The 3,935-nt window shown below is 46.6% G+C and carries 3 protein-coding genes; all 3 read right to left on the bottom strand.

Going from position 1 to position 3,935, the window contains the following annotated elements; genetic code table 11:
• Window positions 1-139: 139 nt before the first annotated feature.
• The 3 genes from Y697_RS14620 to Y697_RS06735 all read right to left on the bottom strand — a co-directional run bounded on the left by Y697_RS14620 (window position 140) and on the right by Y697_RS06735 (window position 3,389).
• Entirely contained in the window at window positions 140-289 is a 150-nt protein-coding gene (locus Y697_RS14620; RefSeq protein ID WP_183083745.1) for a hypothetical protein, read from the bottom strand.
• Between the two features lie 585 nt (window positions 290-874).
• Window positions 875-2,356 (bottom strand): serine hydrolase, encoded by a 1,482-nt coding sequence (locus Y697_RS06730; protein ID WP_121550883.1) that lies wholly within the window; start codon window positions 2,354-2,356, stop codon window positions 875-877.
• A gap of 487 nt (window positions 2,357-2,843) precedes the next feature.
• The gene (locus tag Y697_RS06735; RefSeq protein WP_121550884.1) at window positions 2,844-3,389 is read right to left on the bottom strand and encodes a GNAT family N-acetyltransferase; all 546 of its coding nucleotides are present in this window, start codon (window positions 3,387-3,389) and stop codon (window positions 2,844-2,846) included.
• Between the last annotated feature and the right edge of the window lie 546 nt (window positions 3,390-3,935).

A 3,935-nucleotide genomic window follows, 5' to 3' on the forward strand; every position in this document is an offset into this window, starting at 1 on the left:
TGTAAGCGAAAATAGGGACTGACAATTCTCCTCATGTCTGTCCCGTTTTTCGCGTAAAAGGCAGAGATTCCAACCAGGACCTTTTTCGGGCGAACGGCCGTTCGCCCCTACAAGAGAACTGCACAGTCATCTTAAATTGTCATCGCGTAGCGCCTGCCCTGAAGCGCTCCTGTTCAGGGTACCTGCACGGGATCTCGCATGAAATATCCGCTCTACGCTTATGAACGAAGACTCGCTGGTCGCTGTAAAAACCGAGAAAGAGCACGTCGGAGACGTTCGCTTCGCTCACGAGAAGATGAGAGCGAAAATAGGGACTGACAATTCTCGTCATGTCTGTCCCGTTTTTCGCGAAGGACCGTGATCCTGACCAGGAGCATTGTCAGAATGACGTGAAGGGCAGTCATACAGTGAACCTGTGCGATTTCATCCCTTTAGCCTGCACTGAAATCCACTCACGGGCGAACAGCCGTTCGCCCCTACAATAGAATCGCATAATCGTCTGACATTGCCATCCCGTAATGATCCTGTACGGGATCTCGTACCTAAAAACCGCTGATCGCTGGAAGGACGCTTTCTCAGCTTTTACTCTTACTACTCGCAATTTGTCACTTGCAACTGACTGTTTCAAGGATTGAGATTCTGGCCAGAAGCATGCCAGAATGACGGGAAAAAACGGCTGTCATCCCGATATTCATAACCCGAATTCCGTAACCAGAACCTATCAACCCAATCTCTTAGCAAGCGATCGCCGGCTCTTCCCCCGCGAAGCGGGCATTGCGTCCGCCGAGGTTCTTCGGCGCCTTGCGTCCCGGCATGTTCTTCGCCGGCATTGCGACCTGGCGTGATCTTTGCCAGCCTTGCGTCCGCCAATGCTCTACGGCAGCAACAGGAACAGACCGGCCAACAGTGAGACAACAACACTTCCAACAAGTTTCTGACTCAAGTACCAGGGTACTTTTTCAAAGGCAATGATTGGAGCGGAATCTATGAAGAGATAATCTCTGCCACCCTCGGTTCTGAACGCAACTAGATTCTCCTTGTTCTCGGAAATCACAAGGTCATCGTCGATGAAATCATAATCGGAACCATGGAGGACAAGACCACCGTTTGTAGACAGCTCTACAGAAACGTCTGGATTCATCCAGTATAGAAGGCTCTCGACAGGGTCTGAGAAGACTCTTCTGTTTGAAATATAGTCACCAGTTAGTTTGAGCCGATTGATGTATGAGACTTCTCTTTTTTCGTAAGTTACATCAGTCGGATAAAACTCGTCCATGAAGGCATTAAGGAGAGCGTCCCTTGCAGAGCCGTTTCCATTTGAATTGAAAGATACGAAGAATCCCCAGTTGTCCTCGGGAGAAAACACTAAGAGTGAGTGAAAGAGAATCGTGTCACCACCGTGCCCAATCAAACGAACTCCGTTCTTATTCATCTCATAAAAACCATAACAGACGCCGTTCAGTCTGGGGTCGTGCTGGAAATGGACTCTCTGCATTAGTGATGCAGTCTCTTCGCTCAAGATTCGCACATCTTCAAACTCACCCATCTGCAGATTTGCTATTGTGAACTTCGCCATGTCTTCTGCGGAAGATGTCATTGAACCCGCAGGTGGAACGGTGATTATCTCAAACGGTGTCAATGATTCATTCTCACCGTCCGAATAATAGTAACCCGGACTCATTCTCTCTCTTAGATCTGGTGATAGTGTTTGCCTAACAGTTGTACTACTCATTCCAAGTTTCTCGATAATATTCTGTTCTACGTAGTCGGAGAATTCCGTGCCTGAGACCTCCTCGGCAATGTACCCCGCCAAAGCGGCTCCGTAATTTGAATAGGCAGAAAACTTCCCTGGTTCAAATACACGTTCAGGTATCTCCATCAAGGCTTCCCCGAGAGGCTGTAGAACATAACCTTCGAACTGAATCACACCTGAGTGCATCTCTTCGAAGCCGGGAGTATGGGTGAGTAGATTTTCAACAGTGATCGGTTCTGGAAAAGTGTCCGGGATCCTGAAATTCGAGACGTAGTCATTTACGTCCGTTTTCAGGTCAATCATGCCCTGCTCATACAGCTGCATAATCGAGATCCATGTGAAGAGCTTGGATACAGAACCAATACGGACCAGTGAGTCAGGTTTCATTGGTGTCTTGCTCTCAAGATCTGAATATCCATAGCCCTGAACATATACTATCTCCCCATTACTTACGAAACTGAAGACCGCGCCTGGAACCTCGTAGTTCTCAAGGACTTCATTAATTTTAGTGTCAAAGAACGAGATAATTTCCTCTCTTTCGAAAGTGACACCTGAGGCAAAGACAGCAATCAGGACCAAAATCGCTAAGAACAACTTCTTCATGATCTCCCCCCCTATTAGATGTTTATAGCTTCAATCATATCACCGCAAATAATGGCATCTGCAGCTCCTCGCAAGTCTCTGTCAGTGCTTTGGATAGTTGAATTCTAAACCCGCACAGCCACCGCAGATAGTTCTCTGATATTAAGAAAAGGTATCGGATATGGGCTCTCTTTGGTCCAGACAAGCAATCTTCGAAATTATAAGTTACTGATTTAGCAGCGAAAACTAAGATAGGAAATGACCAGAAGGAAACTGCACATGAAGATCGAAACTAGTCAGCTGAAGAGATGAAGTTTCTCATGAGGGAAAATTCGCTCTCAATCATTTACAGGAAGGGTATTAGGAGTGTTATCTTTGGGCACACCAACTACTCAAGTTTGCAAGTTCTTTTACCTGGCGCGCAAGTCTCTCCATGAATAAGGAAATCACACTTCGTCAGTCTAAAATTGTTCAGGAGATGAAAACACCAACCTTCCTCTTATTTCTCTCAACAGAGAATGAATTCCAACTGTATGTCGAGAGGTTCGCGAGCAAGTGCCTCTTCATTTATCTCGGAAGCTGGAATGCACCCCATTGCCTCATAGAAAGACTGCGTTTCAAGCGAAGGGTGACTCGATATGTATAACTTCTTTGCGCCGCGGTTCTTGGCAGCCTGACAGCATAGGTCGAACAGCCTCCTACCTATGCTGAAACCTCTCAATTCTCTGGAAACATGCATCAACGTCATTTCGAGATACTGATTATCGATTCCGAAGAAACCGTTCTCTATGCTGGCGAATCCAACCAACGATCCCTCTAAAAAGGCTCCAGCCACGAAGCCGCCCGAGAGCAGACATCGTTTTAGCTCATCTACTACTTCAGTTTTCCTCTTAGAATCCCAGTCGTCAATGAACTCGTCTATCAAGTATACGAAGCTGCCATCAGGATTCTTGCGCTTAACGATTCTCGTTTCCTGATACCGATCGAAATCCTTCAGAGATTCATGTTCCAGATCCTTTGACGATACAGCTCTAATAAGCGCGTCTTTCTTCAAATTTCCTCACTCCCTAATTCAGCAACCGAGTTTCATTTCACGGTCACTTTCAGGAACAATGCAAGACCGACCGTTTGCCTCTCCACTAATTCTATACTAATTGAGTTTCTCAGCTCTTCTGACAGCAAGTGACATTGTAGAAAATGATGAAGAAGCCTTTCAGATACTCTCAAGTCGTAATGGGTGAGATTCGTAGCTGGGAAGGGGTAAAGTGAAACTTGCACTCCGTCTACGGACAACACAATAACTGATTCTCCTCTTCTCGAAGAACGGGTCCATTATCGAGCCGAGGGAGCAATGAGGAATTTTAACACCTACATATAACTGTTTCAAAGAGCAGATCCTGACCAGTAGCTTTGTCAGGATGACGCGAAAGCAATAACAGTCATTCCGCAGAGACTGCCCTGATGAGATCCTGTTCAGGGTACCTGCACGGGATCTCGCATTCAAGAACCGCTTCACGCTTAAGAACGAGGACTCGCTGGTCGCTGTAAAAACCGAGAAAGAGCACGTCGGAGACGTTCGCTTCGCTCACGAGAAGATGAG

Origin of the sequence: Mesotoga sp. BH458_6_3_2_1 (genome assembly GCF_003664995.1) — a bacterium.
GTDB lineage: Bacteria > Thermotogota > Thermotogae > Petrotogales > Kosmotogaceae > Mesotoga.

Coding starts and splice junctions, on each gene's coding strand:
- Y697_RS06730 (WP_121550883.1), bottom strand. CDS start 2,356: ATGAAGAAGTTGTTCTTAGCGATTTTGGTCCTGATTGCTGTCTTTGCC.